Origin of the sequence: Tabrizicola sp., assembly GCF_041919135.1 — a bacterium.
Taxonomy (GTDB): domain Bacteria; phylum Pseudomonadota; class Alphaproteobacteria; order Rhodobacterales; family Rhodobacteraceae; genus Tabrizicola.
Window position 1 is genome coordinate 41652 of record NZ_JAYRUJ010000019.1, and the last position, 23197, is coordinate 64848.

At 67.3% G+C, this 23197-nt stretch carries 29 protein-coding genes; 13 read left to right on the forward strand and 16 right to left on the reverse strand.

Annotated elements, in window-relative coordinates:
* Positions 1 to 21: 21 nt before the first annotated feature.
* Together ACE3UA_RS13850 and coaD are read left to right on the forward strand one after the other, a co-directional pair.
* Positions 22 to 456, forward strand: coding sequence for a CBS domain-containing protein (locus ACE3UA_RS13850; protein WP_374646077.1), 435 nt, complete (start codon positions 22 to 24; stop codon positions 454 to 456).
* A 71-nt stretch (positions 457 to 527) separates the two neighbouring features.
* Entirely contained in the window at positions 528 to 1019 is a 492-nt protein-coding gene (gene coaD, locus ACE3UA_RS13855) for a pantetheine-phosphate adenylyltransferase (protein WP_374646079.1), read from the forward strand.
* Positions 1020 to 1067: 48 nt separating this feature from the next.
* On the opposite strand, the gene ACE3UA_RS13860 is transcribed toward coaD, so the two are convergent.
* From ACE3UA_RS13860 to gap (ACE3UA_RS13875), 4 genes are all read right to left on the reverse strand, one after another.
* The gene (locus ACE3UA_RS13860) at positions 1068 to 1238 is read right to left on the reverse strand and encodes a DUF1127 domain-containing protein (protein WP_374646081.1); all 171 of its coding nucleotides are present in this window, start codon (positions 1236 to 1238) and stop codon (positions 1068 to 1070) included.
* Between the two features lie 162 nt (positions 1239 to 1400).
* Entirely contained in the window at positions 1401 to 2402 is a 1002-nt protein-coding gene (gene gap, locus ACE3UA_RS13865; protein WP_374646084.1) for a type I glyceraldehyde-3-phosphate dehydrogenase, read from the reverse strand.
* Between the two features lie 82 nt (positions 2403 to 2484).
* Entirely contained in the window at positions 2485 to 2628 is a 144-nt protein-coding gene (locus tag ACE3UA_RS13870; RefSeq protein WP_197641648.1) for a hypothetical protein, read from the reverse strand.
* Between the two features lie 30 nt (positions 2629 to 2658).
* Complete coding sequence (gap, locus tag ACE3UA_RS13875; RefSeq protein ID WP_374646086.1) at positions 2659 to 3660, reverse strand: type I glyceraldehyde-3-phosphate dehydrogenase; 1002 nt, start codon at positions 3658 to 3660, stop codon at positions 2659 to 2661.
* Positions 3661 to 3845: 185 nt separating this feature from the next.
* Here gap (ACE3UA_RS13875) and ACE3UA_RS13880 point away from each other — a divergent pair, with 185 nt between their 5' ends.
* Entirely contained in the window at positions 3846 to 4820 is a 975-nt protein-coding gene (locus ACE3UA_RS13880) for a DUF808 domain-containing protein (RefSeq protein ID WP_374646088.1), read from the forward strand.
* 50 nt (positions 4821 to 4870) lie between these two features.
* On the forward strand, positions 4871 to 5341 hold the full coding sequence (locus ACE3UA_RS13885) for a DUF2934 domain-containing protein (RefSeq protein WP_374646090.1): 471 nt from the start codon (positions 4871 to 4873) through the stop codon (positions 5339 to 5341).
* Here the strand turns inward: ACE3UA_RS13885 and ACE3UA_RS13890 are convergent.
* Together ACE3UA_RS13890 and tkt are read right to left on the reverse strand one after the other, a co-directional pair.
* Positions 5338 to 6432 (reverse strand): HPP family protein, encoded by a 1095-nt coding sequence (locus ACE3UA_RS13890; RefSeq protein WP_374646092.1) that lies wholly within the window; start codon positions 6430 to 6432, stop codon positions 5338 to 5340. The two genes, ACE3UA_RS13885 and ACE3UA_RS13890, sit on opposite strands and share 4 nt — an antisense overlap.
* Positions 6433 to 6588: 156 nt before the next feature.
* Positions 6589 to 8604, reverse strand: coding sequence for a transketolase (gene tkt / locus ACE3UA_RS13895; RefSeq protein WP_374646094.1), 2016 nt, complete (start codon positions 8602 to 8604; stop codon positions 6589 to 6591).
* Positions 8605 to 8832: 228 nt separating this feature from the next.
* On the opposite strand from tkt, the gene ACE3UA_RS13900 reads away from it, so the two are divergent.
* From ACE3UA_RS13900 to ACE3UA_RS13920, 5 genes are all read left to right on the forward strand, one after another.
* On the forward strand, positions 8833 to 9330 hold the full coding sequence (locus ACE3UA_RS13900) for a hypothetical protein (protein WP_374646096.1): 498 nt from the start codon (positions 8833 to 8835) through the stop codon (positions 9328 to 9330).
* On the forward strand, positions 9330 to 9695 hold the full coding sequence (locus tag ACE3UA_RS13905) for a cell division protein ZapA (RefSeq protein WP_374646098.1): 366 nt from the start codon (positions 9330 to 9332) through the stop codon (positions 9693 to 9695). The genes ACE3UA_RS13900 and ACE3UA_RS13905 overlap by 1 nt, the downstream gene beginning before the upstream one ends.
* Positions 9692 to 10009 carry an MliC family protein gene (locus tag ACE3UA_RS13910; protein ID WP_374646100.1) on the forward strand — a complete coding sequence of 106 codons (318 nt, stop codon included), beginning with the start codon at positions 9692 to 9694 and terminating at the stop codon, positions 10007 to 10009. The genes ACE3UA_RS13905 and ACE3UA_RS13910 overlap by 4 nt, the downstream gene beginning before the upstream one ends.
* A gap of 65 nt (positions 10010 to 10074) precedes the next feature.
* A complete protein-coding gene (locus tag ACE3UA_RS13915) occupies positions 10075 to 10296 on the forward strand; it encodes a type II toxin-antitoxin system CcdA family antitoxin (protein WP_374646102.1) in 222 nt (73 codons plus the stop codon).
* On the forward strand, positions 10296 to 10595 hold the full coding sequence (locus ACE3UA_RS13920) for a CcdB family protein (protein WP_374646104.1): 300 nt from the start codon (positions 10296 to 10298) through the stop codon (positions 10593 to 10595). Before ACE3UA_RS13915 ends, ACE3UA_RS13920 begins: the two co-directional genes overlap by 1 nt.
* A 49-nt stretch (positions 10596 to 10644) precedes the next feature.
* On the opposite strand, the gene grxD is transcribed toward ACE3UA_RS13920, so the two are convergent.
* From grxD to ACE3UA_RS13950, 6 genes are all read right to left on the reverse strand, one after another.
* Positions 10645 to 11004, reverse strand: coding sequence for a Grx4 family monothiol glutaredoxin (gene grxD, locus ACE3UA_RS13925; protein WP_374646106.1), 360 nt, complete (start codon positions 11002 to 11004; stop codon positions 10645 to 10647).
* Complete coding sequence (locus ACE3UA_RS13930; RefSeq protein WP_374646108.1) at positions 11001 to 11249, reverse strand: hypothetical protein; 249 nt, start codon at positions 11247 to 11249, stop codon at positions 11001 to 11003. Before ACE3UA_RS13930 ends, grxD begins: the two co-directional genes overlap by 4 nt.
* Positions 11250 to 11386: 137 nt before the next feature.
* Positions 11387 to 11623, reverse strand: a complete 237-nt coding sequence (locus tag ACE3UA_RS13935) for a BolA/IbaG family iron-sulfur metabolism protein (protein ID WP_374646110.1) — start codon at positions 11621 to 11623, stop codon at positions 11387 to 11389.
* Between the two features lie 27 nt (positions 11624 to 11650).
* Positions 11651 to 12142: a GNAT family N-acetyltransferase gene (locus ACE3UA_RS13940; RefSeq protein WP_374646112.1), complete on the reverse strand. Its 492-nt coding sequence runs from the start codon at positions 12140 to 12142 to the stop codon at positions 11651 to 11653.
* The gene (purL, locus tag ACE3UA_RS13945) at positions 12142 to 14304 is read right to left on the reverse strand and encodes a phosphoribosylformylglycinamidine synthase subunit PurL (RefSeq protein WP_374646114.1); all 2163 of its coding nucleotides are present in this window, start codon (positions 14302 to 14304) and stop codon (positions 12142 to 12144) included. The genes ACE3UA_RS13940 and purL overlap by 1 nt, the downstream gene beginning before the upstream one ends.
* Before the next feature lie 296 nt (positions 14305 to 14600).
* A complete protein-coding gene (locus tag ACE3UA_RS13950; RefSeq protein WP_197641632.1) occupies positions 14601 to 15506 on the reverse strand; it encodes a LysR family transcriptional regulator in 906 nt (301 codons plus the stop codon).
* A gap of 192 nt (positions 15507 to 15698) precedes the next feature.
* Between ACE3UA_RS13950 and murI the strand changes: the two genes are divergently transcribed.
* Positions 15699 to 16511: a glutamate racemase gene (gene murI / locus ACE3UA_RS13955; RefSeq protein WP_374646117.1), complete on the forward strand. Its 813-nt coding sequence runs from the start codon at positions 15699 to 15701 to the stop codon at positions 16509 to 16511.
* Complete coding sequence (locus ACE3UA_RS13960; protein ID WP_374646119.1) at positions 16511 to 17251, forward strand: DUF1684 domain-containing protein; 741 nt, start codon at positions 16511 to 16513, stop codon at positions 17249 to 17251. The genes murI and ACE3UA_RS13960 overlap by 1 nt, the downstream gene beginning before the upstream one ends.
* Positions 17252 to 17335: 84 nt before the next feature.
* Here the strand turns inward: ACE3UA_RS13960 and ACE3UA_RS13965 are convergent, their stop codons facing one another.
* The 3 genes from ACE3UA_RS13965 to efp form a co-directional block, all read right to left on the reverse strand.
* Entirely contained in the window at positions 17336 to 18472 is a 1137-nt protein-coding gene (locus tag ACE3UA_RS13965; RefSeq protein ID WP_374646121.1) for an acyltransferase family protein, read from the reverse strand.
* A 148-nt stretch (positions 18473 to 18620) separates the two neighbouring features.
* On the reverse strand, positions 18621 to 19403 hold the full coding sequence (locus tag ACE3UA_RS13970) for a formate/nitrite transporter family protein (protein ID WP_374646123.1): 783 nt from the start codon (positions 19401 to 19403) through the stop codon (positions 18621 to 18623).
* Positions 19404 to 19562: 159 nt separating this feature from the next.
* The gene (efp, locus tag ACE3UA_RS13975; protein WP_374646125.1) at positions 19563 to 20129 is read right to left on the reverse strand and encodes an elongation factor P; all 567 of its coding nucleotides are present in this window, start codon (positions 20127 to 20129) and stop codon (positions 19563 to 19565) included.
* Positions 20130 to 20214: 85 nt separating this feature from the next.
* Between efp and epmA the strand changes: the two genes are divergently transcribed.
* Positions 20215 to 21255: an EF-P lysine aminoacylase EpmA gene (epmA, locus tag ACE3UA_RS13980; RefSeq protein WP_374646127.1), complete on the forward strand. Its 1041-nt coding sequence runs from the start codon at positions 20215 to 20217 to the stop codon at positions 21253 to 21255.
* A 214-nt stretch (positions 21256 to 21469) separates the two neighbouring features.
* On the opposite strand, the gene ACE3UA_RS13985 is transcribed toward epmA, so the two are convergent.
* Entirely contained in the window at positions 21470 to 21976 is a 507-nt protein-coding gene (locus ACE3UA_RS13985; RefSeq protein ID WP_374646129.1) for a hypothetical protein, read from the reverse strand.
* Between the two features lie 531 nt (positions 21977 to 22507).
* On the opposite strand from ACE3UA_RS13985, the gene ACE3UA_RS13990 reads away from it, so the two are divergent.
* Entirely contained in the window at positions 22508 to 23077 is a 570-nt protein-coding gene (locus ACE3UA_RS13990) for a recombinase family protein (protein ID WP_374646131.1), read from the forward strand.
* The last annotated feature ends 120 nt before the right edge of the window (positions 23078 to 23197 follow it).

The window sequence follows — 23197 nt, forward strand, 5'->3', positions numbered from 1 at the left end:
TCAGGAGGAGGGGCCGTCCCGATGCTCGTTCAGCAGATCCTCAAGTCCAAGGGTAACGATGACGTGGTCACGGTGCGTCCGGGCTCCACGGTTCAGTCCGTCGCCGAACTTCTGTCCAGCCGCAGGATCGGTGCGGTGATCGTCTCGCCCGATGGCAAGCGCGCCTCCGGCATCGTGTCCGAGCGCGACATCGTGCGCGAGATCGGGCGGCGCGGGGCGGCCTGCCTTGGCGATCCGGTCGAAAGCCTGATGACGGCGAAGATCATCGGCTGCACCCGGGGGGAAACCACCGATCAGGTGCTGGGCCGGATGACCGAGGGCCGCTTCCGCCACATGCCCGTGATCGAGGGCGAGGAGATGGTCGGCCTCATCTCGATCGGCGACGTGGTCAAGGCCCGGCTGATGGAGCTTGGCGCCGAGAAGGAGGCGCTGGAAGGGATGATCAAGGGCTTCTGAACCCCCGGATTTCCCTTGCGCCCGCCCGCGCAATATTGTTGCGTGCGCTGGCAGTTACTTGGGGGCGATCCATGCGCATCGGGCTATATCCCGGCACCTTCGATCCGATCACGCTGGGTCATATCGACATCATCCAGCGCGCCATGGCGCTGGTCGACCGGCTGGTGATCGGCGTGGCGATCAACCGGGACAAGTCGCCGCTCTTCGCGCTGGAAGAGCGCGTCGCCATGGTCGAGGCCGAATGCGCCGCGATCCAGGCCCGCACCGGCGGCGAGATCGTGGTGCATCCGTTCGAGAACCTGCTGATCGACTGCGCCCGCGACGTGGGCGCGGGGATCATCGTGCGCGGGCTGCGCGCGGTGGCGGATTTCGAATACGAGTTCCAGATGGTCGGGATGAACCGGGCGCTCGATGCCTCGATCGAGACGGTGTTCATGATGGCCGATGCCCGGCGTCAGGCCATCGCGTCGAAACTGGTCAAGGAAATCGCGCGGCTGGGGGGCGATGTGTCCAAGTTCGTCACCCCGCCGGTGGCCGAGGCCCTGGGCCGCAAATACGGCTGACATGCAAAAGGGGCCCGAAGGCCCCCGCATCCGTCCGGCAGGCCGCGCTCAGGCAGCCTTGCCGTAGACGGCTTCGCGCGCGATCCGCTCGGCATCGCTCGGCAGGATGCCAAGGTCCTGGGCGATCTCGGCCGGAAGGTTGGCGATTTCGTTCCGGGTCTGGATGTAGCGGGCATAGTTCACGGCGGCGGTCTTCAGCATGTCGAATACGTTAAGCATTCTCTCGTCCTCTTGTTGCAAGGCCGAACGCCTTGACTGCGCGGAACATATGCTTTCCCCGGTTGCGAACAACGTCCAATGCTGCGCTGCGGCTATGCAAGAATCGCATGGCTGAAACGAAAAGGGCGCCCGAAAGGCGCCCTTTCCCCGGTTTCCCAGGGCTCAGATCAGCTTGCCCATCGCCACGGCGGTATCAGCCATGCGGTTCGAGAAGCCCCATTCGTTGTCGTACCAGGCCAGGACCGAGACGAAGCTTCCGTCCATCACCTTGGTCTGGTCCATATGGAAGACCGAGGAATGCGGATCGTGGTTGAAGTCGGAACTGACCAGCTTCTCCTCGGTATAGCCGAGGATCCCCTGCAGCCGGCCGTCCGCCGCAGCCCTGATCGCGGCGTTGATCTCCTCGACGCTGGTCGGACGTGCGGGGATGAACTTCAGGTCCACCACGCTGACATTCGGCGTCGGCACCCGCATGGCGAAACCGTCCAGCTTGCCCTTCAGCTCGGGCAGGACCAGCCCCACCGCCTTGGCCGCGCCGGTCGAGGTCGGGATCATCGACAGCGCCGCCGCCCGGGCGCGATAAAGGTCCTTGTGCATCGTATCCAGCGTCGGCTGGTCGCCGGTGTAGCTGTGGATCGTGGTCATCATCCCCTTTTCGATCCCGATGGCCTGGTGCAGGACCTGGGCCACGGGCGAAAGGCAGTTGGTGGTGCAGGAGGCGTTCGAGACGACGATGTCGTCGCTGGTCAGCGTCTGGTGGTTCACGCCATAGACGATGGTCTTGTCCGCCCCTTCGCCCGGCGCGCTGATCAGCACCCGCTTGGCGCCGTTTTCCAGATGCGGCAGGCATTTCTCCTTCGAGGTGAAGATCCCGGTGCATTCCAGCACGATGTCCACGTCGCCCCAGGGCAGGTCGGCCGGGTTCTTCAGCGCCGTGACCCGGATCGGCCCGCGGCCGACGTCGATCGTGTCCGCGCCGGTGGTGACCTTGGCCGGGAATTTCCCGTGCACCGAATCATGGCGCAGAAGATGCGCGTTGGTCTCGACCGGGCCGAGGTCGTTGATCGCGATCACTTCGATGTCGGTGCGGCCCGACTCGATGATGGCGCGCAGGATATTGCGCCCGATGCGCCCGAATCCATTGATGGCAACCGTGACAGCCATGTCTTGCCCTTTCGAATAGCCTGCGCACTGATAGCGCTAACAAGACAAAATCGCAAGGGAGGCGACGCGCAGGCCGGCGCGGTCAGCGCCAGAATGCCAGCCAGTCCACCAGGTCAAGGAACTTGCGCAGCAGAAACATCAAGGCCGACCCGCCGTTCAGGGCAAGGTCGGCCAGGATTGCGGCGGCCAGGATCAGTCCCAGCCAGAGTGCGATGCGGTCGGTCACGTCTGCCCCCGAAGGGGCGCGCGGCCCCGCTTACTTTGCCAGCCGCCCCATGACGCCGGCCACATCGGCCATCCGGCAGGAGAAGCCCCATTCGTTGTCGTACCAGGCCAGCACGCGGACGGAACGGCCCGCCACCTTGGTCTGGTCCGGGGCGAAGATAGACGACTGCGGCGTGTGGTTGAAGTCGATCGAGACCTTGGGCTCGGGGTCATAGGCCATGACCATGCCCATGTAGCCGGCGCAGGCCTCGCGCACGATCTCGTTGACCTCGGCCACCGTCACCGATTTCTGCGCGATGAAGGTCAGGTCGACGGCCGAGACGTTCGGCGTCGGCACCCGGATCGCGCTGCCCTCCAGCCGTCCCGCCAGTTCCGGCAGGACCTCGCCGATCGCCTTGCCCGCCCCGGTCGAGGTCGGGATCATCGCCATCGCCGCCGCGCGGGCGCGATAAAGGTCCTTGTGCCGCCGGTCCAGCGTCGGCTGGTCGCCGGTGTAGCTGTGGATCGTGGTCATGATCCCCGATTCGATCCCGACCGTGTCGTTCAGCACCTTGGCCAGCGGCGCCAGGCAGTTCGTGGTGCAGGAGGCGTTCGAGACGACCAGGTGTTCCGGCAGCAGGCTGCGGTGGTTCACGCCATAGACCACGGTCAGGTCCGCCCGCTTGGCCGGGGCCGAGACCAGCACCCGTTTCGCGCCGCGCCCAAGGTGGACCGCCGCCTTGTCGCGGTCGTTGAACTTGCCGGTGCATTCCAGCACCACGTCCACGCCTTCCCAGTCCAGTTCCTCGGGGTTGTAGGTCGACATCATCCGGATCGGCCCGCGGCCCAGGTCCAGCGCGCCGTCGACGACATTCACCGTGCCCGGAAAGCGGCCATGCACGCTGTCGTATTTCAGCAGATGGGCGTTCGTCTCGACCGGCCCGGTCGCGTTGATTGCCACCACCTGCACATCGTTGCGGTTCGCCTCGGCGATATGGGCCAGCGTGCAGCGCCCGATCCGCCCGAAGCCGTTGATGCCGATGGTGATGGTCATGTCGCAATGCCCCTTGTGGATCCGTATCAAAGGTGGATAGCTTGCTTTGACCTGCATGCAAGGCGAAAAGCGACGGGTTTTCAGCATGTTAGCGCAATCTTCGCCTGTTTGCGCTAACCTTCGGCCCCGCTTTGCCTTCCTGCGCCGGTCGCGCTACATCGAATCCGGAGCAAGTGGAGCAGGGAATGAGCGGACTTCTGGCGCTTCTGGACGACGTGGCGGCCATCGCCAAGGTGGCGGCCGCCTCGGTCGATGACATCGCGGGGGCGGCGGCCAAGGCGGGGACCAAGGCGGCGGGCGTGGTGATCGACGATGCGGCGGTGACGCCGAAATACGTCCATGGATTCTCGGCCGACCGCGAACTGCCGATCATCTGGCGCATCTCGCTCGGCTCGCTCCGCAACAAGCTGATCGTGCTGCTGCCCGGCCTTCTGGCGCTGGATCATTTCGCCTCGGTGGTGATCATGCCGCTTCTGATGCTGGGCGGGGCCTATCTCTGCTTCGAGGGGGCCGAAAAGCTCCTGCACGCCTTCGCCCCCCATGCCGACCAGGCGGTCGAGGCGGATTTCGACACCCGGGATCCCGCGCATCTGGAGGAGGAAAAGGTCGCCGGTGCGATCAAGACCGATTTCATCCTCTCGGCCGAGATCATGACCATCGCGCTGGCCACGATCGAAAGCCCCAGCCTCTGGATGCAGGCGGTCACGCTGGCCATCGTCGGGATCTTCATCACCGTCGCGGTCTATGGCGCGGTCGCGCTGATCGTGAAGATGGACGACGCGGGCCTGCACATGGCCGCCACCGCGCGGACCGGGGCGGGCAGGGCGCTAGGCCGGGGTCTGGTGCGCGCGATGCCGAAGCTGATGACCTTTCTGTCAACCGTCGGCACGGCCGCGATGCTCTGGGTCGGGGGCAGCATCGTCGTGCACGGGCTTGAGGTCACGCATCTCTGGCCCTGGCCCTATGAGACGATCCACCACCTTGCCGAGGCCGCCGCCCATGCCGTTCCCGCCGCGCCGGGCCTTGTCGGCTGGCTTGTCACCGCCGCGCTGGATGGCGTGCTGGGGATGCTCCTCGGCTTCCTCTTGATCCCGGTCGCCACCCGGATCATCGGCCCGCTCTGGGCCAGGGTCACCGGGGGCAAGCCGGCCGCCCACTGACGGAACTTCGCGGGCCCCCGGACGTTGTCTCCGCGCAAAGGGAGGCCGCCATGAACCGCCAAGACTTCGAAGCCTGGGAAGCCCGCATCCGCGACCGTGCCGATCTCCTCTGGCAGGAGGAAGGCCGACCGGTAGGCGGCCCGGACCGCTTTCTCGGCCGCGCGCGCGAGCTGCTGGCGATCGAGGAGGTGCCGCCCCCGACACTCGACCCCGAGGAGGCCGCCGAGCCGGTGATCGAGGAGGCCGCGATCCAGGGCAACCTGGGCGAGTTCCCCACCCTGACCGACCAGGGCGAGGAAGAGACCTATCCCCATGCCGACGATGATGACGGACCCCGCCTGTCGGACGGCGACGCCTCGGCCGAGGGCGGCGTCCTGCCGGTCGAGGACCTGCCCGAGGCGGATCTTCCGCAGGTCTCGCAGGCCGAGGCCGACATCACCTCCAGCGCGGTGAACGCCGAGGACGGGCCGCAGAACGACGACCTGAACGACGACGGAATGCCCGACATCAGGCCGCTCTAGACCGCCTGAACCAGCGCCAGCCGCTGCGCCAGCGCGGATACCAGGTCGGTCCGGGTCACGATGCCGACGATGCGCGGCCCGTCCACCACCGGCACCGCCTCGGCGCCGCCATCGGCCAGGAGCGGCAGGAGTGCCCCCACCGGCGTCTCCGGGCTGATCTGCGGCACGCCGGTCTCCATGATCTCGCCCGCCTTCGGCGGCTTGGCGCGATGGTTGTCGATCAGCCGTGCCAGCGCGCTGATCAGGCTCTTGTGCTGGCGGAAGGCATCCTCGCGCGCGCGGCGGATCAGGTCGATCTGGAAGATCAGGCCGAGGAGGCGGTCGTCCTCCTCCACCACCGGCAGCGAGGTGAAGCCCCGCGTCCGGAACAGGTCCGCCACCTGCGCCAGCGGCGCCTGCGGCCCCACCGTCACCAGGTCGCGCGACATGATGTCGGCGGCCGTGAACCCCTCCATCCGCCGCGCCGCCGCCGCCTGTTCGGCCGCGCCCACCAGCCGGGCAAGGTCGGCCACGCCCAGGTTGGCCGATTGCCGGTATTCCTCCAGGATCGCGGCCAGGTCGGACGGGTCCAGGCCGATCCGCTCTTCCGGGGTCGGGTCGTGGGTGCCATGCGGGCCAAGCTGCGCCGGCTGGCGGAAGGGATAGACCCGGCCCACGGCGCGGTTCCACAGGACGCCGATCCCGACCAGCAGGCAGGACCCCGCCAGGATCGGCCCCAGCGTCGCGGCAACGTCGCCCGAGGCCCCCAGGCTGACGAGCAGCGCCACCGCGCCGCCCGGCGGATGCAGCGCCCGCGCCGCCAGCATCACGGTGATCGCCAGCCCGACCGCCAGCGGCACCGCCCAGTCGAGATGGGGCAGGGCGGTGATCACCGCCAGCGCCACCAGCGCCGAGATCGTATTGCCGACGACCACCGACCAGGGTTGCGCCAGCGGGCTGTTCGGCACCGCGAAGACCAGCACCGCCGAGGCCCCGAGCGGCGCGATCAGCCAGCCGAGGCCCGAACTGCGCAGCGCGAGCCCGGCCAGCAGAAGTCCCAGCCCGGCGCCCAATCCGGCCCGGCCGATGTCCACCGCCTTCGGTCCGGCCATCGCCGGCGCCAACCCTCGCCACCACGCCATGAGCTATCCTCCCGGGGGTCGAACCTGCCCCGCGTCCCGCGACAGGAAAAGGCCGCCCACGACAGGCGGCCTTCCATTTGCGCCATCCGGCACGGAAAGATGGGCAGATTGCCCGGCCCGCGGCGGTCAGAGCAGCGATTTTGCCTTGGCGACCGTGGCTTCCGCCGTGATTCCGAACTCGGCATAAAGCCGTTCCATCGGGGCCGAGGCACCGAAGCTCGACATGCCGACGAAGCCGGCCTTGGCCTCGCGGCCGCGCTCGCCCAGCAGCCAGCGGTCCCAGCCCTGCCGCACGCCCGCCTCGACCGCGACCCGCACCGGGCCGGGCGGCAGCACCTTGCGCCGCCAGGCTTCGTCCTGCGCCGCGAACAGCTCCATCGACGGCATGGACACCACACGGGTGCCGTTCCCCTCGGCCTCCAGCGCCTCGCGGGCCTTCAGGGCGATCTCGACCTCGGATCCGGTGGCGATCAGGATCACCTGCCGCTTGCCCGTCGCCTCGGCCAGCACATAGGCGCCCTTGGCGACCATGTTGCTGTTGGTATGCGACTTGCGCACCGCCGGCAGGTTCTGGCGGCTCAGCGCCAGCACCGTCGGCCGGGTCTTCTCGGTCAGCGCGATTTCCCAGGCCTCGGCGACCTCCACCAGGTCGGCGGGGCGGATTACCAGCGTGTTCGGCGTCGCGCGGCTGATCGCCAGATGCTCCACCGGCTGGTGGGTCGGTCCATCCTCGCCCAGGCCGATCGAGTCATGCGTCATCACATAGACCACCGGGATCCCCATCAGCGCCGACAGGCGCATCGAGGGCCGGGCATAATCGGTGAAGCACATGAAGGTCCCGCCATAGGGCCGGACCCCGCCATGCAGCGCCATGCCGTTCATCGCGGCGGCCATGCCATGTTCGCGGATGCCGTAATAGACGTAACGGCCCTTGCGGTCCTCGGCGGTGAAGACGCCCAGGTCGGCGGTCTTGGTGTTGTTCGAGCCGGTCAGGTCGGCCGAGCCGCCGATGGTCTCCTGCAGCACCGGGTTGACCGCGGCCAGCACCTTCTCCGACGCCGCCCGGGTGGCCAGCTTCGGCAGGTCGGCGACCGCCTGTTTCTTCACCCCGCGAATGGCCGAGGCCAGTTTCGCCGGCGCTTCCAGCGCGAAGATCCGCGCGAATTCGGCCTGCCTGGCCGGGGACAGGGCGGCCATCCGCGCCTCCCATTCGGCGCGGGCCTTGGCCCCTTTGGCGCCGAGCGACTCCCACCATTTCTTCACATCGGCCGGAACCTCGAACGGCCCGCCTTTCCAGCCATAGGCATCCTTCGCCGCCTGCAGTTGCGCCTTGTCGGTCAGCGCGCCATGGCCCTTGGAGGTATCCTGCGCCGCATGGCCGATGGCGATATGCGTCTTGCAGGCGACCAGCGCCGGGCGGGGGCTGGCCTTGGCCGCCGTCAGCGCCCGGTCGATCGCCACCGGGTCATGCCCGTCGCATTCGAACACGTCCCAACCCGAGGCCGCGAACCGCGCCTTCTGGTCGGTCACGTCCGACAGCGACACCTTGCCGTCAATGGTGATGCCGTTGTTGTCCCACAGCACGATCAGCCGCGAGAGCTGCTGCCGGCCGGCCAGACCGATGGCCTCCTGCGAAACGCCCTCCATCAGGCAGCCGTCGCCGGCGATGACCCAGGTATGGTGATCCTGCACCTTCGCGCCCCAGCGCGCGCGCAGGCTTTCTTCCGCGATCGCGAAGCCGACCGCGTTGGAAATGCCCTGGCCCAGGGGCCCCGTCGTCGTCTCCACCCCGGCGACATGGCCGTATTCCGGGTGGCCCGCCGTGATCGCGCCCCATTGGCGGAAATTCCTGATCTGCTCCAGCGTCATGTCCTCGTAGCCGGTCAGGTACAGAAGCGAGTAGATCAGCATCGACCCATGCCCCGCCGAGAGGATGAAGCGGTCGCGGTCCGGCCAGCGCGGGGCCGAGGGGTCGAATTTCAGATGCTTCTCGAACAGCACCGTCGCCACGTCGGCCATGCCCATCGGCATTCCCGAATGGCCGGAATTCGCGGCCGCCACCGCATCCAGCGTCAGGGCGCGGATCGCGGTCGCGCGCATCCAGTGGTCGGGGTGCGTCTGGCGGAGGGTCTGGATATCCACGGGGCGGCTTCCTTCGGCAAGGAGAGGGGGAATTTGCCCCAGCCTCCTAACGGCCGCACCCGGCAAGATCAAGCTTGGTGTCCAAGTGCTTGGGAAGAAAGGCCGGTCCCCTTTGCCGGGATTCGGGCTAAGATCGCCCTTGACCTGCCCGGCGCGATTCGGACACTGGACTGGCCGGGTGCGTCAGGCCGCGCCCGGACAGGCAGGATGCGGGCGAAAGGGGTGGCGATGCAGGAAATCTCCCGGCTGGAACAGCGGATAACCGCGGCGCTGGAGCGGATCGGCAAAGGGGTGGACCGGCTTGCCGCCGCGCCGCCGGCGCCGCCGGCCGCACGCCCGGCGCCGATGGCCGCCGCGCCCGCCGATGCCACCCTGCGCAGCCAGCTGGAGGAGGAGAAGGCCCTCACCGCCCAGCTTCAGGACCGCCTGCGCAACCTGAAGGAGCGCGAGTCGAAGGGCGACCTGCAGCAGAAGCTGGACAAGCTGACCCAGCAGCTCGACGTCCAGGGGCTGGAGTTGCAGCGGATGCGCCGCACCAATCTTGCCCTGCGCGAACAGCTTGCCGCGCTGCGCGCCGCGCAGGACTCCGGCCTGGCCGAGCCGCAGCAGATCAACAAGGCGATGGCGGCCGAGCTGGACGCCTTCCGCGCCCTGCGCCTGACCGAGATCGCCGAGATGGACGAGATTCTCGCCGCCCTCGAACCCCATCTGACGGAGGCCCGCTGATGCCCGAACTCGAAGTGATGATCGGCGGCCGCGGGTTCCAGGTCACCTGCCAGGCGGGCGAGGAGCATTTCCTCCAGACCGCCGCCGCCATGCTGGACGCCGAGGCGGCGCCCCTGGTCGCCCAGCTTGGCCGCCTGCCCGAGGTGCGGATGCTCCTGATGGCCGGGCTGATGCTGGCCGACAAGACCGCCGCGGTCGAGGACGAGAACCGCACGCTGCGCGCCCGCCTGGCCGAGCTTGAGGCCCGCCCCGTCGCCACCCGCGACGTGGCCGTGGTCCCGCCCCGGGTTTTCGAGACCCTGGCCGAGATTGCCGCACGGGCCGAGGCCATGGCCGCCCGCGTCGAGGAGCGGGTCGGCGGATGAAGCGCCTCGCTATTCTGGCGGCGCTCCTGCCGCAGCTCGCCGCCGCGCAGGACTTCGCGACCGACAGCTATGCCTGCGACCGTGGCGTCGTGGTGCCCGCGACCTATGTCAACGGGCCGGACCTCAGCCTGGTGGTGATCCAGGTCGAGGGCCGCCAGGTCACGCTGGTGAACGAACCCGCCGCCTCCGGCGCGCGCTATGGCTGGCCCTCGGACGGGGCGGGTTATGTCTGGTGGACCAAGGGCGACGAGGCGACGCTCTACTGGAAGACGCCGGCGGACGAGGTCCCGCTCCTGACCTGCCGGGCCGGGTAGGGCAGGGACATACCGCTTCCGATGCGGTATGTCTTGCGGTATCCTTGCCGTGAAGGAGCCCGCCGATGACCCGCCGTTCCACCTCGATGACCCTCGACGCCGCCCTCCTGGACGAGGCGCGCGCGCTTGGCGTGAACCTCTCCCGCGCGGCCGAGGAAGGCATCCTCGCCCAGGTCCGCGCCGCCCGGGCCCTGCGCTGGAAGCAAGAGAACGCCGAGGCCGTCGCCGACTACAACAAATGGATCGAGGAGGGCGGCGTGCCGCTGTCGCAGTTCCGCAAGTTCTGATGGCCCGCCAGTTCGACCTTTACCGCACCGCTGACGGCGATTTCGTCGTTGTCCTGCAATCGGACCTGCTGGAAGATCTCAGCACCCGGGCCGTCTGCCTGGCGATGCCGGAAAGCCGGCAAGTCCCCGGCTTCGCGGCCCTGTCGCCCGTCCTGACGGCCGGGGATGTCCGGTTGCGGATCGTGCCGCATGTCGTCGCGACCCTGACCGTCGCCGAACTGGGAACCTTCGTCCTCAGCCTTGCGCATGAGCGTGACCGGATCATCCGCGCGATCGACCTGATGCTGACCGGGGCATGACGGCAATGGGCCCGCCGGTCCGGGCGGGCCTTCCGATCCTTGCCGGATCTCAGGCGTTGGCTTCGCGGATCTTGTCCGCCGCTGCCTTGTCGAAGGCCACGCCCTTGGCTTCCAGAAGCTGGTCCAGCTCGCCCGAGAGCGTCATCTCGGTGACGATGTCGCAGCCGCCGACGAATTCACCCTTGACGTAAAGCTGCGGGATCGTCGGCCATTCGCTGAAGTCCTTGATCCCCTGGCGGATCTCGGCGTCGGCCAGCACGTTCACGTCCTGGTAGTCGATCCCCATGAAGTTCAGGACCCCGGCGACGCGGGACGAGAACCCGCATTGCGGCATCATCTTGGTGCCCTTCATGAACAGCACCACATCGTTCTTTTCGATCGTCTCGCGGATCTGATCCTGCGCGCTCATCTTTCGGTCTCCTGTTTCCGGTCCTCACCGGGGGCCTCGTCCCAGCCCCCCGCGCTGCGCCCCGCCAGATACGAGGCCATGCGCCGTTCCATTTCCGCCGCGGCCGCCTGGCGCCGCTCGAAATCCTCGTCCTCCGGGGGGGCTTCGCCCCGCCGCCGCCGGGATCTGGCCCTTGCCATCGCCACGATCCCCGCCAGCGTCATCGCCACCGGGATCAGCGCCCCGAAGCCGCCTGCCGTCGCCATCCGTCCAACTCCTCACCGGACCTGGGCCAGATCCAAGCCCTGTCCCAGCACATAGGCGGAGCCCGTCGCGCCTGCAAGCACCAGCACCAGCACAGGCCGCCGCAGGGCAGGGCGGTCGGCGATCATCCCCTCCCGCCTCAGTCGGGCGCCTTCGTCGTCAGCGCCAGCGCGTGCAGCGCGCCGTTCGGCCCGTCCATCCGGCCCTTCAACGCCGCATAGACCGCGCGCTGCTGCTGCACCCGGTTCAGGCCGCGGAAGGATTCGTCGATCACCTCGGCCGCGAAATGCGCGCCGTCGTCGCCCTGCACCGTGATCTTCGCATCGGGAAAGCTTTCCCGCAGCAGGGCTTCGATATCGCTGGCTTCGACTGGCATCGGCGTCTCCTGAACTATCCCTTTAGACTAGGCTTGCGCCGGAAGGGGTTCAAGGCCCTCCCACTCGTCCCGCAACATGCCGTAAAGCATCAGGTCCACCACCCGCCCCAGCGCCGGGCGGAACCAGTGCTTGCGCATCCGCCCCTCCAGCGTAAACCCGATGCGTTGGTAAAGCGCCTGCGCCCGCGCATTCTCGCCCGAGGCATCCAGCCACAGCCGCTCCGCCCCCATCGCGCCGAAGCCGTGATCGACCAGCGCCCGCACGAAGGCCCGGCCCCGGCCCTGGCCCGCCTCGGCCAGCGCCAGCCGCCGCAGTTCCACCACCGGCCCCGCCTGGCAGAACAGGGCGAAACCGGCCGGCTGGCCCCCGACCTCCCAGACCAGCAGGCGCGCGGCCGGATCGGCCAGATAGGCCGCCAGCGCCGCCTCGTCCTCGTCGGTGATGAAGGGCGCATAGTCGGGACGGCGGGCCAGCCCCCGGATGAAGGCGAAATCCGCCGCCGTCGCCGGACGCAGCATCAGACGCCGACCATCTCGGCGAAGGCCGTGCGGTACAGCCGCGACAGATCGGCCAGGGGCGCGACCTCGGCGCCGAAGGCCACGCTGTCGCCGCCGAACTGGCCGACCAGCGCCACCGGCACGCCCGCCGCCCTTGCCGCCGCCAGAAGGCCCTGCAGCGCCTCGGCACGGATGGCGATCAGGTAGCGCCCCTGATCCTCGCCGAACAGGAAGCCGATCTCGCCGCTGTCGATCCTCACCCCCAGCCCGGCGCCCTCGGCCATCTCGAAGGCGGCCAGCGCAAGGCCCCCGTCCGACAGGTCGGTGCAGGCCCGGATCGCCTTGCGGTTGGCGCGCAGGAACTCGCCCGCCCGGCGCTCGGCCGCCAGGTCGACGGGCGGCGCATCCCCGGCCTCGATCCCGAAGGCCTCGGCCAGCAGCGCCGACTGGCCCAGATGCCCCTTGGTCGCGCCCAGCACCACGGCCAGGTCGCCCTCGGCCGGCCGCCCGGCGATCAGCTCGTCCATCCTGGCCAGCAGCCCCACCGCCCCGATGGTCGGCGTCGGCAGGATGCCCTTGCCGTCGGTCTCGTTGTAAAGCGACACGTTGCCCGAGACGATCGGCATGTCCAGCGCCAGGCAGGCCTCGCCGATCCCCTGCAGGGCGCCGACGAACTGGCCCATGATCTCGGGCTTTTCCGGGTTGCCGAAGTTCAGGTTGTCGGTCGTCGCCAGCGGCCGCGCCCCCACCGCGCAGAGGTTGCGATAGGCCTCGGCCACCGCCTGCCTGCCGCCCTCGACCGGGTTCGCCTTGACATAGCGCGGCGTCACGTCGCTGGTGAAGGCCAGCGCCTTCTGCGTGCCATGCACCCGCACCACGCCCGCCGGCAGGCCCGGCGTCACCAGCGTATCGGCGCCCACCTGGCTGTCGTACTGCTCATAGACCCAGGCCTTGTGCGCATAGGTCGGAGAGCCGATCAGCGCCCGCAGCCCGTCCAGCGCCTCGATCGGCGGCACATGGCCCAGCGGCGCCGCCGCCGGGGTCGGGATCCAGGGCCGGTCATATTCCGGCGCGCTGGACGACAGCTTCGACAGCGGAATATCCGCCTTCACCTCGTTGCCATGCAGGATCAGGAAACGGTCCTCGGGAATGGTCTCGCCGACAATGGCGAAGTCCAGGTCCCATTTGACGAAGATCGCCCGCGCCTCGGCCTCCTTCTCGGGCTTCAGCACCATGAGCATCCGCTCCTGGCTTTCCGACAGCATCATCTCGTAGGCGGTCATGCCGGTCTCGCGCTGCGGCACGTCGTCCAGCTGCAACTTGATCCCGAGCCCGCCCTTGTCGCCCATCTCCACCGCCGAGCAGGTCAGCCCGGCCGCGCCCATGTCCTGGATGGAAATGACGGCCCCCGAAGCCATCAGCTCCAGGCAGGCCTCCAGCAGCCGTTTTTCGGTGAAGGGGTCGCCGACCTGCACCGTCGGGCGCTTTTCCTCGATCGTGTCGTCGAATTCGGCGCTGGCCATCGTCGCGCCGCCGACGCCGTCCCGGCCGGTCTTGGCGCCAAGATAGACCACCGGCATCCCCACGCCCGAGGCGGCCGAATAGAAGATCTTGTCCGCATCGGCGAGACCCGCGGCAAAGGCGTTCACCAGGCAGTTGCCGTTATAGGCGGCATGAAAGCGCACCTCGCCGCCCACCGTGGGCACGCCGAAGGCATTGCCATAGGACCCGATCCCCTCGACCACGCCCTTCACCAGATGCGCGGTCTTGGGGTGGTCGGGCATGCCGAAGCTCAGTGCGTTCATCGCCGCGATGGGGCGCGCGCCCATGGTGAAGACGTCGCGCAGGATGCCGCCCACGCCGGTCGCGGCACCCTGGTGCGGCTCGATATAGGAGGGGTGGTTGTGGCTCTCCATCTTGAAGATCACCGCCTGGCCGTCGCCGATGTCCACGACGCCCGCGTTCTCGCCCGGCCCGCAGATCACCTGCGGCCCCGTGGTCGGCAGTTTCTTCAGGTGGATCTTCGACGATTTGTAGGAACAATGCTCGTTCCACATCGCGCTGAAGATGCCCAGCTCGGTAAAGCTCGGCTGCCGTTCCAGGATGCCCAGCAGGCGCTCCCATTCGTCGGGCTTGATCCCGTGGCTGGCGACGACTTCCGGCGTGATGGCGGGCTCTTGCATGGCATCCCCTCTGGCGGCTTGGCCCGCCTCATAAGGGAAAGCCCGCCGAAGGGCAAAGGCCCCGCGGGGTCCCGTCGCCACTTTTTCACGGAATTGTCCGGCCGCCGGGGCAGCGGCCAAAAAAAAGGCCGAGCTTCCGCTCGGCCAAGTCCAACAGGGAGGTAGAAGGGCGAGAGCACGCTCATCGCCGCTTCTGGGATGCAGATAGGGCCCAATGGTGCCGCAGACAAGGGCAGGGTGCCCGCAAATTCGGCATTCCCGATATGCACTTGCTGCATGGCAGCATTCTTGCCCGCTCAGGCGGCGGCTTCCTCGGCATGGCGGCGGCGGAAGGTCATGATCTCCTCGGTCACGAAATCGCGGAAGGCGGCGACCCGCTTGGAATGGCGCAACTCCTCGGGATAGGCCAGGAAGACCGGCACCTCGGCGCTTTCCACATCGGGCAGGACGCGGACCAGATTGGGGAAATCGTCGGTCAGGTAATCCGGCAGCACCCCGATCCCGAGGTGATTCAGCACCGCCTGCAGCACGCCGAAATAGTTGTTCACCGTCAGGGTCGAAGGGATGTCATGCGTCATCAGGTCCTGCACCAAGAGCGCCCCGGCCGCCACCTGCGGCGTGCCCGCGTGCTGGCTGATCAGCCGGTGCGAGCTGAAGTCGTCCATCGTCTCGGGCGTGCCGTGCTTGGCCAGGTATTCCGGCGTCGCGAACAGCTGCATGCGGATGTTCATCAGCCGCTTGCGGATCAGGTCGGCCTGGCTGGGCTCCTTCATCCTTATCGCCACGTCGGCCTCGCGCATCGGCAGGTCGAGGACGCGCTCCTCCAGCATCAGGTCGATCTTCAGCGCCGGGTATTTCTCGTAAAGCCGCGCCAGCCGCGGGGCAAGCCAGAGCGTCCCGAAGCCCATCGTCGTCGTGACCCGCAATTCGCCGAAGACCTCGTCCTCGCTGTCGCGGATCCGCGCGGCGGTGGCGTCCAGCCGCTTGACCATGGCCTGGGTGGCGTCGAACAGAAGCTCTCCCTGTTCGGTCAGGATCAGCCCCCGCGCATGGCGGTGGAAGAGCGTGACATTCAGGCTTTCCTCCAGCGCCCGGATCTGGCGGCTGACGGCCGATTGCGACAGGTGCAGCACGTCGCCCGCATGGGTCAGGCTGCCTTTCTCCGCGACTGCGTGAAAGATCCTCAGCTTGTCCCAATCCATGCCCAATCCTTTCCTGAAACCGATGGTAACCCTAACATGTCCGCCCCTACATAGGGAAACCCGAACGCAAGTAAACCCGGCAGCCCGGATCCCCGCCCGCGCCGCTTGGCCCTTTCGCCCCCGGCCCGAGCGGCCTATGATCCCCCGAAAGCAGGCCGCGCGGGGATTTCCGCGCCGGGGAAAGGAACAGGCATGGCGGTTGGAGTCTTCGATTCGGGCCTTGGCGGGCTCACTGTCCTTGATGCATTGACAAAGCGCCTGCCCGAAGTCCCCTTCGTCTATTTCGGCGACAATGCCCATGCCCCCTACGGCGTCCGCACCGCCGACGACATCTTCAACCTGACCTGCGCCGCCACCGAACGCCTCTGGGCCGAGGGCTGCGATCTGGTGATCCTCGCCTGCAACACCGCCTCCGCCGCCGCGCTGAAGCGGATGCAGGAAACCTGGGTCCCGCCCGAAAAGCGCGTCCTCGGCGTCTTCGTGCCCCTGATCGAGGCGCTGACCGAACGCCACTGGGGCGACAACACCCCCCCGCGCGAGGTGGCCGTCAAGCACGTCGCCCTTTTCGCCACCCCCGCCACCGTCGCCTCCCGCGCCTTCCAGCGCGAGCTGGCCTTCCGCGCCATCGGCGTCGATGTCGAGGCGCAGCCCTGCGGCGGCGTGGTCGACGCGATCGAACAGGGCGACGAGATCCTGGCCGAGGCCCTCGTCCGCTCCCATGTCGAGGCGCTGAAACGCCGGATGCCCAACCCCGAGGCCGCGATCCTTGGCTGCACCCATTACCCCCTGATGGAAAAGACCTTCCAGGAGGCGCTGGGTCCCCAGGTCAAGGTCTACTCCCAGGCCAACCTCGTCGCCGAAAGCCTTGCCGACTACCTCACCCGCCGGCCCCAGTTCCGCGGGTCCGGCACGCAGTCCCGGTTCCTGACCACCGGCGACCCGGCCTATGTCTCGAACAAGGCGACCCAGTTCCTGCGCCGGAAGATCACCTTCGAGGCCGCGTGATGCTCTCCCTGTCAGACCACCGCGCCGCCCGCCTTGCCGCGCTGACCGCCCCCGACGGCTGGCTGAACCTCGTCGCCCGCATCGACCTGGCCCCCGGCCGCCATCTCGTCGGCGCGGGGCAGGAGGTGCGGTTGTCTTCCGGCCCCGACCTCCTCGGCACGCTCGACCTTTCCGAGGCCGGCGCCACCTTCGCCCGCCCGGGCGAGGCGCCGCAACCCTTCCAGCCCGTCCCCGACGCTTTCCCGCAATTGCGGGTCGATCCCTTCCTGCTCGAGATCCACACCGTCGACGGCAGCCCCGCGCTGCGCGTCCGCGACCTGACCCTCCGGCCGACCGCCACGCTCCGCCACTTCCCCGATGCCCCGGCCTGGACGATCCGCGCCCGGTGGGAGAAGATCGAGGCGCAGCCCACGGAAATCACGATGAAGGACGGCTCGAAGGCCGAGGTATCCCTCACCCATCGCGCCAGCTTTCTCCATGATGGGCAGGCCTTCACCCTGACCCCGACGCACTGGAAATCCGGCAAGCCGATGTTCGTCTTCCGCGACCGCACGGCGGGCGAGACCTATCCGGCCTGCCGCTTCCTCTTCGGCGAGGATCCGGACGACAGGGAAATCACGCTGGATTTCAACCGCGCCATCTCGCCGCCCTGCGCCTTCACCGACTTCGCCGTGTGTCCGCTACCGCCCCCCGGCAACATCCTGCCCTTCCGCATCGAGGCGGGCGAACTGGCCCCCTGAACGCCGCCTGGGGACTGCTCGGCCCGGCGATCAGCGCAGAGCAGGCCCCGATCCGCCATGCGTCCCGAACGACCCCGACCGGAGTCAGGCCCAGGCCCCGGGTCCCCGGTTGCGGAACTTGCGGAAATAGCTTTCCAGGGTCCGGTCGCTGATCTCGGCGATCAGGATCGAAAGGACCAGGTAGGCGACCAGGACGACGGGTCCCGTGGCAATTCCCAGCCTTTCAAGCACCAGGCCGGCCGCATGCAGGGCCAGCAGGTGATACAGGTAGATGCCATAGCTGATCTCGCCGATCCGGGCGATCGGTCGCCAGCGCAACGGCGCGGCGAGCATATGGTCCTCGCGCATGACCAGGGCCGCCAGCGCACCCGCCATGGCAAGGTGCAGGGCCAGGTTCGGCAGGCCGCGCAGATCATCGGGCAGGCTTTGCAACAGGACGAGGATCGCGGCAAAGGCCAGCGGCGCCGCACCCCGCCGCCCGAGCACCGGCCAGAGCGCGGCGAAGACCGGCCCACGGTCCAGCAGCAGCGCCAGTGCCGATCCGATCAGGATCGGCGCATAGGTCGCGCCCGGCAGGCTGAAGCGAAGCGGACCCAGCGTCGCCGGCGACAGGCCGAACACCCCGATCACCCCCAGCACGTTGGCGCCGATCACCAGCGCCAGCACGGGAAGCACCAGCCGCCGGGGCAGGATCAGCAGGGCCAGCGGCCAGATCAGGTAATATTGCTCTTCCACCGCAAGCGACCAGGTCGGGGACAAGAGCGGTATCTGCTCCACCAGGAAGTTGGACAGGAAGGCGTAATAATAGGGCAGCAGCGGCAGGATCTCTGTCCGTCCCGAGACGAAATACAGATAGGCCGCCACAAAGGTGACGACGAAATAATAGACCGGCAGGATACGCAGCGCCCGCCGCCAGTAGAATCCGGCCAGGGAGAAACGGCCCTTGCGGCGCGCCTCGCGCAGCAAAAGGGTCGTGATCAGGAATCCGCTCAGGACGAAGAAGAAATCCACCCCGACAAAGCCACGCTCCAGAAGTCGCGGCCGCCCCGCGATCCCGGTCCACCAGGGACTGTGGTGCCAGATCACCGCCAGGATGCACAGGCAGCGCAACCCGTCCAGGCTGCCGAAGCGCGACCGGGCGACATAGGCCGAATGGGCCGCCCCGGCGGTTCCGGCGGGTGCCGTTTCTCCTGTCACCGGGTCGGGGAGCGTGAGGGTCAAGGATCCGGACTCCTGTGGCAGTGCCAGAATGCGGGTTTCCTGCCGTGACGCAAGCACCGGAAGGGAAATGTGCTGTTGCCGGAACTTGCGCAATCCGCCACGTGCCAAGGTTGGAAGCGCGGGCGCAAGCTGGGCCATACGGCCCACCCTAGGCCTGGCGCATCGCCCCATAGGCATAGCGGTAGGCCAGCGCGACGCCCCCCGCGCCGCCGGCCACATTGCCCAGCGTCACCCAGAACAGGTTGCCCAGCATCCCCGCCGTGCCCGCATCCGATCCGGCCCAAAGGCCCGCCGGGAACAGGAACATGTTCGCCACCGAATGCTCCAGCCCCAGCGCCACGAAAGCCGTGACGGGCCAGAGGACGCCCAGGATCTTGTCCGTCGCCGACCGCGCCGCGAAGCTCAGCCAGACCGCAAGGCAGACCAGCGCATTGCACAGGGCGCCGCGCACGAAGGCCTCCATCGCTGGCAGCGACGCCTTTGCCGTCGCCGCCTTCGCCGCGACCTCGCCCATCGGCCCGTCCAGCAGCCCCGACAGCCCGAAGGCCAAGGCGAGCGCCAGGGCGCCGACCAGGTTGCCCAGCCAGACGATCCCCCAGTTGCGCAACAGCGCCCCCAGCGTGATCCGCCGGTCCACCGCCGCCATCACCATCAGCGCATTGCCGGTGAAAAGCTCCGCCCCTCCGACCACGACCAGGATCAGCCCCAGCGCAAAGACCGCGCCGCCCAGCACCCGCTGCGGCCCGAAGCCGGGGTCCGCCCCCGCCATCGCCATGCACCAGAAGGCCGCGCCAAAGCCGATGAAGGCCCCCGCCAGCAGCGCCAGCACGGCCATCCGGTGCAGGGGCAGGGCGGCCTTGGCGACCCCCGCCGTCTCGATCAGCGCCGCGATCTCGGCGGGCTTGTAGGCATCATGGCTCTCGGCGGGCATCCGGTCCTCCCTTTGGGCGGCAGAATAGCGGTTTGCAGCCCCCCTCAAAGCAAAAAGGCACGCCCCGCGGCGTGCCTTCCCAAAGCTTTCCAATTCCTTAACGTCCGCAGGCAAGTCATTGATTTGTCAGGGATTTGCGGAATTGTCCACCGTGGACAGTCAGTCCTTCGCCCGTTCGACATAGCTGTCATCATCGGTGTTGATGATGATCCGCGTGCCCGGCCCGATATGGGGCGGCACCATCACCCGCAGCCCGTTCGAGGTCATCGCCGGCTTGTACGAGGACGAGGCCGTCTGCCCCTTCACCACCGGCTCGGTCTCGGTGATCTCGACGGTGATCTTCTGCGGCACCTCCAGCGCGATCGGAACCCCTTCGAAGGTCTTCACATAGCAGCGCATGCCTTCCTGCAGGTAGGGCTTGTTCGCCCCCATCACGTCCTCGGTGACGACGACCTGCTCGTAGGTCGTCGGCTCCATGAAGTGAAAGCCCTCGCCGTCCTCGTAAAGGTAGTCATACTCGCGCTCGTCGACGGTGGCCTTCTCGACCATCTCGGTGGTCCGCCAGCGTTCGCTGACCTTCACCCCGTCCGAGATCCGGCGCATGTCGACGCTGGTGGTGGGCGTGCCCTTGCCGGGGTGGAAGTTCGAGGCGGTCAGCACGACATAGAGCTTGCCGTCCATCTCGACGACGTTGCCCTTGCGAAGCGAAGAGGCGATGACTTTCAAAGGTCTGGTCCTTGTGATCGGTGGTCCGGTCCCCTAGACCGGCCTTTGCCCGCGCGCCCTAACCCATCCAGACCGGAATTTCCAGATGAATCCCTCGTCCCGCTGGTGGAGCCCCGCCTTCCACGCCGACCGCCGCCCCCTGCTTCTGACCCGCAACCGCATCCAGTCCGCGATCCGGGGCTGGCTTGCGGGCGAGGGTTTCACCGAGGTCGACCCCGCCGCCCTTGCCGCCAGTCCCGGCAACGAGGCGCATCTGCACGGCTTCGCCACCCAGGCGATCGGCAACGACGGCCAGCCCCGGCCGATGTATCTGCATACCTCGCCCGAATTCGCGATGAAAAAGCTCCTCGCGGCCGGCGAGACCCGGATCCATGCCTTCTCGCATGTCTGGCGCAACCGGGAACGGGGTCCGCTGCATTCCCCCGAGTTCACGATGCTGGAATGGTACCGGGTGGGCGAGGGCTACGAGGTGCTGATGGCCGACACCATGGCCTTCCTGCGCCTCGCCTTGCGCGAGGCGGGGGCCGGTCTCCTCCGCTTCCGCGACCGGACCTGCGACCCCTTCGCCGAGCCCGAGCGCCTTTCGGTGGCCGAGGCGTTCCGGAGCCATGCCGGGGTGGACCTCATGGCCTCGATCCGCGCCGACGGCACCACCGATGCCGCCCGTCTGGGGCAGGAGCTGGACCGGATCGGCCTCCGCCGCGCCCCGGACGACACCTGGTCCGACATGCTGAGCCGGGTCCTGTCCGAGAAGGTCGAGCCGAAGCTCGGGCAGGGCAGGGTGACGATCCTGGACCACTACCCCTCGGCCGAGGCGGCGCTGGCGCGCAAGGTGCCGGGCGACGCGCGGGTGGCCGAGCGTTTCGAGGTCTATGCCTGCGGGGTGGAGCTGGCGAACGGTTTCGGCGAACTGACCGACCCGGCCGAACAGCGCCTGCGCTTCCAGGGCGAGATGGCGGAGAAGGCCCGCGTCTATGGCGAGACCTATCCGCTGGACGAGGATTTCCTGGCCGCACTCGCCCTGATGCCACCCGCCGCCGGGATCGCCATGGGCTTCGACCGGGTGGTCATGCTGGCCACCGGCGCGCCCCGGATCGACGACGTGCTCTGGACCCCGGTGCCGTAAGCCCCCAAAACGGAACCGCCGCCCGGAGGGGGCGGCGGTTTCATTGGAGCGGGTGAAGGGCAACGGGTTTGAAAATCTAACCCAGACTGGCCGTCACTTTCTCCTGTTTTCTCAATAGCTTCCGCCCGTAAGGCTTCCAGAAGGTTTCCGCCGTGTGTGCCTGACGTGTCGCCAGTGTGTGCTTACGCTAGTGCATGAATCGTGTCGTCACAAGCTACTCCGCTGCCCCTGCCTCGCCTTGTTCCCTGTCTTGCTTCTGCGCCTCTTTGAACTCCCGAAACCGCTCTTCCATCGCTTCTCGGTCGCGTTCCCGGTCCGCGTTGTCATAGCTATCGACCTTGAGGTGCCGTTGACCACGGGCCACACTCTGCCAGTCTTCGCGCAGCTTCTTGATTTGCTCGGCGATTTGAACTTCCGGCGAACCCGCCCCAAGCCGCGAAACCTTGCCCAGGGCTGCGAGATTGATGTCGTAGGCGTTGATCTCCGATTTCCGAGAAGTAGGGGTCCGCTTCCACTTCACCTCGACCCGGTAGACTTCCTTTCCAACCGACTGCCAATCATTCACGCTTGACTTTAGCGTTTGGTTTGGGCGAAGGACGCTGATCTTCCCGAATGGCGTATCGTCCTTCTCCGCTTCGGACATGAACGGCAGAGGCGGCGTGAACGCCACAGTCACATCGAAAGCTGCGGCATTGCCGGTATTGTGGACTACAAGGTCCAAGTGTCGGAAAGACCATTGATTTACGTCAAGACTGGCGACTACGTTTGCCGAAGACGTTGCCTTTGCCATAAGGTTGGTTGCACGGGCGAGAACCCAAGTCAGACTGCAAGTGCGATGGTGGCAATAGCAGTGATCGTTCCCGAAATTCCTTCAACAAATGCAACTATGCTTTCCAACGTCATCTCCTTGGATTTGGTAAGTGGACTGTATCAAGTCCTCCAAAAATTGCACAAATTTTCGAGACGCTGACATTGACTTATGATGCCGCGCAATCCCCCCGTGTGGGGGTCGCCTTCTCAACCATCGGGCTACCCCTTATTGGCCGCCACTCTGCCCCTCGTCCCTGCGAACAGAACTTCAAGTTGAAGTGCTATGGAACCGTAAGTCCCGCACCCCTTCTGTCGCACAGATCACGGTCTAGCGGGACGCCTCACGGCATCTCTTACGTTGTCCCATACGAATGGTCTTGACAGTTTGAGACGGTATCGCGTATCACGTCTAAGAGACCCAGTGAGACAGGAGACGCCCGCCATGCTGATCGGATATGCCCGAACCTCCACCCTTGACCAGAAGGCCGGGCTTGAAGCCCAGGAACGCGACCTTGCCACGGCAGGGTGCGAGAGGGTCTTTGTGGAACAGGTGTCCAGTGTGGACGTAGCAAAGCGGGAGAAGCTGGCAGAGGCCCTGTTGTTCGCCCGCCAAGGGGACACCCTGGTGGTCACTAAGCTGGACCGCTTGGCCCGCTCTGTGGCCCATCTGGTGGACCTTCTAGGGCAGCTAGAGGCCAAGGGTGTGGCCCTCCGCATCCTCGCTATGGGCATTGATACCGCGACACCCACGGGCAAGCTGATGCTGACCATCCTCGGGGGCGTGGCGGAGTTTGAGCGGGAGATCATGCTTGAGCGCCAGCGTGAAGGCATCGCCAAGGCGAAGGCCGAAGGCAAATACAAGGGCAGGGCACCCACCGCACGGGCCAAGGCCGACGACGTGGTGAAGCTGCACCGTGAGGGCATCGGCGGGACAGAGATCGCCAAGCGTCTCGGCATCGGTCGGGCCAGCGTCTACCGCATCCTTGATGATGTTCAAGGCGAGGGGGTCTAGGCTGTGAACTCATAAACGGGATTTCCGCGGGTTCTGAAGCGTGATTCACTCGCCTCGATGGAGGTGGTGATGGCGCGTTTTGATCTTTCGGACTTCGAATGGGATCTGATCCGAGCGCTG

Excerpts from the sequence above, each read along its gene's own strand:
- ACE3UA_RS13850 (WP_374646077.1), top strand. The coding sequence starts at position 22 with ATGCTCGTTCAGCAGATCCTCAAGTCCAAGGGTAACGATGACGTGGTC.
- coaD (WP_374646079.1), top strand. The coding sequence starts at position 528 with ATGCGCATCGGGCTATATCCCGGCACCTTCGATCCGATCACGCTGGGT.
- ACE3UA_RS13860 (WP_374646081.1), bottom strand. The coding sequence starts at position 1,238 with ATGCTTAACGTATTCGACATGCTGAAGACCGCCGCCGTGAACTATGCC.
- gap (WP_374646084.1), bottom strand. The coding sequence starts at position 2,402 with ATGGCTGTCACGGTTGCCATCAATGGATTCGGGCGCATCGGGCGCAAT.
- gap (WP_374646086.1), bottom strand. The coding sequence starts at position 3,660 with ATGACCATCACCATCGGCATCAACGGCTTCGGGCGGATCGGGCGCTGC.
- ACE3UA_RS13880 (WP_374646088.1), top strand. The coding sequence starts at position 3,846 with ATGAGCGGACTTCTGGCGCTTCTGGACGACGTGGCGGCCATCGCCAAG.
- ACE3UA_RS13885 (WP_374646090.1), top strand. The coding sequence starts at position 4,871 with ATGAACCGCCAAGACTTCGAAGCCTGGGAAGCCCGCATCCGCGACCGT.
- ACE3UA_RS13890 (WP_374646092.1), bottom strand. The coding sequence starts at position 6,432 with ATGGCCGGACCGAAGGCGGTGGACATCGGCCGGGCCGGATTGGGCGCC.
- ACE3UA_RS13900 (WP_374646096.1), top strand. The coding sequence starts at position 8,833 with ATGCAGGAAATCTCCCGGCTGGAACAGCGGATAACCGCGGCGCTGGAG.
- ACE3UA_RS13905 (WP_374646098.1), top strand. The coding sequence starts at position 9,330 with ATGCCCGAACTCGAAGTGATGATCGGCGGCCGCGGGTTCCAGGTCACC.
- ACE3UA_RS13910 (WP_374646100.1), top strand. The coding sequence starts at position 9,692 with ATGAAGCGCCTCGCTATTCTGGCGGCGCTCCTGCCGCAGCTCGCCGCC.
- ACE3UA_RS13915 (WP_374646102.1), top strand. The coding sequence starts at position 10,075 with ATGACCCGCCGTTCCACCTCGATGACCCTCGACGCCGCCCTCCTGGAC.
- ACE3UA_RS13920 (WP_374646104.1), top strand. The coding sequence starts at position 10,296 with ATGGCCCGCCAGTTCGACCTTTACCGCACCGCTGACGGCGATTTCGTC.
- grxD (WP_374646106.1), bottom strand. The coding sequence starts at position 11,004 with ATGAGCGCGCAGGATCAGATCCGCGAGACGATCGAAAAGAACGATGTG.
- ACE3UA_RS13930 (WP_374646108.1), bottom strand. The coding sequence starts at position 11,249 with ATGGCGACGGCAGGCGGCTTCGGGGCGCTGATCCCGGTGGCGATGACG.
- ACE3UA_RS13935 (WP_374646110.1), bottom strand. The coding sequence starts at position 11,623 with ATGCCAGTCGAAGCCAGCGATATCGAAGCCCTGCTGCGGGAAAGCTTT.
- ACE3UA_RS13940 (WP_374646112.1), bottom strand. The coding sequence starts at position 12,142 with ATGCTGCGTCCGGCGACGGCGGCGGATTTCGCCTTCATCCGGGGGCTG.
- purL (WP_374646114.1), bottom strand. The coding sequence starts at position 14,304 with ATGCAAGAGCCCGCCATCACGCCGGAAGTCGTCGCCAGCCACGGGATC.
- ACE3UA_RS13950 (WP_197641632.1), bottom strand. The coding sequence starts at position 15,506 with ATGGATTGGGACAAGCTGAGGATCTTTCACGCAGTCGCGGAGAAAGGC.
- murI (WP_374646117.1), top strand. The coding sequence starts at position 15,699 with ATGGCGGTTGGAGTCTTCGATTCGGGCCTTGGCGGGCTCACTGTCCTT.
- ACE3UA_RS13960 (WP_374646119.1), top strand. The coding sequence starts at position 16,511 with ATGCTCTCCCTGTCAGACCACCGCGCCGCCCGCCTTGCCGCGCTGACC.
- ACE3UA_RS13970 (WP_374646123.1), bottom strand. The coding sequence starts at position 19,403 with ATGCCCGCCGAGAGCCATGATGCCTACAAGCCCGCCGAGATCGCGGCG.
- epmA (WP_374646127.1), top strand. The coding sequence starts at position 20,215 with ATGAATCCCTCGTCCCGCTGGTGGAGCCCCGCCTTCCACGCCGACCGC.
- ACE3UA_RS13990 (WP_374646131.1), top strand. The coding sequence starts at position 22,508 with ATGCTGATCGGATATGCCCGAACCTCCACCCTTGACCAGAAGGCCGGG.